Source organism: Thermoanaerobacter sp. A7A (genome assembly GCF_000445185.1).
Lineage (GTDB): Bacteria > Bacillota > Thermoanaerobacteria > Thermoanaerobacterales > Thermoanaerobacteraceae > Thermoanaerobacter.
The window spans coordinates 1-1,235 of record NZ_AVAF01000100.1 but is presented as its reverse complement, the minus strand read 5'-3'; the positions used below and the strand labels follow the sequence as shown (position 1 = coordinate 1,235).

The following is a 1,235-nucleotide window of genomic DNA, read 5'->3' as shown; positions in this document are numbered from 1 at the left end:
CATAAACAAATTCATGTTTTTTCATGAAACCATCTTTTGTTTTTGGCCTTGTGTATGGTACTGCTGGTATTATTTGTCTATCAAATATTGTCTTTAATATGTACGGATTTTTATAGCCTGCGTCTACTGCTATTGCTTTCGGTTTTCTTACCCTCTTTTCAACTTCTTCTAATACTTCTTGAAACATCACACTGTCGTGTACATTTGCTGCTGTTACTTTTACTCCTAATACAAATCCATTTTTATCGCAGGCTGTATGAAAAGAATATGCAAAGATTTTTTCTTTTCCGTTTTTGTTTAACATTCCGCTATCTGGGTCTGTTTTGCTTACTTTCACTTCTTTCGTCTTTATCTTCTTGATTTTCTTTAATGGCTTTTTGCCATGAGCCTCTCTATCCTTGTTTATTTCTTCTTCTAGTTTTTCTTGATAAATTCTAGCTTCTTGTTCTATTATCTCTTTTGTGTATTTCTTCTTGTTGGCGCTTGCTTTTACATGAGTTGAATCTATGAATACTTCCTCCGCATTTACTAGCCCATGTTTTATTGCTTCCTCTAAAATTTTCGTAAATATTTTTTCAAATATATCCGTCCCCTTGAATCTTCTTATGTAGTTCTGACTAAATGTTGAAAAATGAGGTATTTCTTCTGTCAGCCCATACCCTAAAAACCATCTATACGCTACATTTGTTTTTATTTCTGCTATTGTCCTCCTCATCGATGGTATGCCAAAAAGATATTGAATGAAAAGTATTTTTATGAGTACTACTGGGTCTATGCTTGGTCTGCCGTGACCCTCGGAATATTTGTCTTTTACTAAATCGTATATGAAGCTAAAGTCTATGACTTTTTCTATCTTTCTTAAAAGGTGGTCTTGTGGTACTAATTGATCTATGCTTACAAATTCTATTTGATGTCTTGCATCCTCTTTCTTTGATAACATCTTTCTTCTCCTCTCCTCTTTTGCTTTGTACCGTTAAAAAAACAAGGAACCCTTCTCATCATAACGGGTTCCCGATATTTTGTCAACAGTCTGAAAGATAGAGGATTTTTTCTCTATCTTTTAATCATTTATATGTATAAATCTATAAATTACCCTCTTATCCCATCCTAAGTCGAAAGGGACATGATATCTATCGGAAGTATTTCGGCGGGAGTAGCGTCTATATAGGCAGAGTCTTCGTCAAGGGGGTCATAATACCAATCTCTTCTTATAAGCCATTTTCCATCAACTTTTA

1 pseudogene is annotated in these 1,235 nt (G+C 34.2%); it reads right to left on the bottom strand.

Annotated elements, in window-relative coordinates:
- A pseudogene (locus M663_RS0106830) lies at positions 1-940 on the bottom strand (IS1182-like element ISTte1 family transposase); the annotation flags it as partial.
- Positions 941-1,235: the final 295 nt, after the last annotated feature.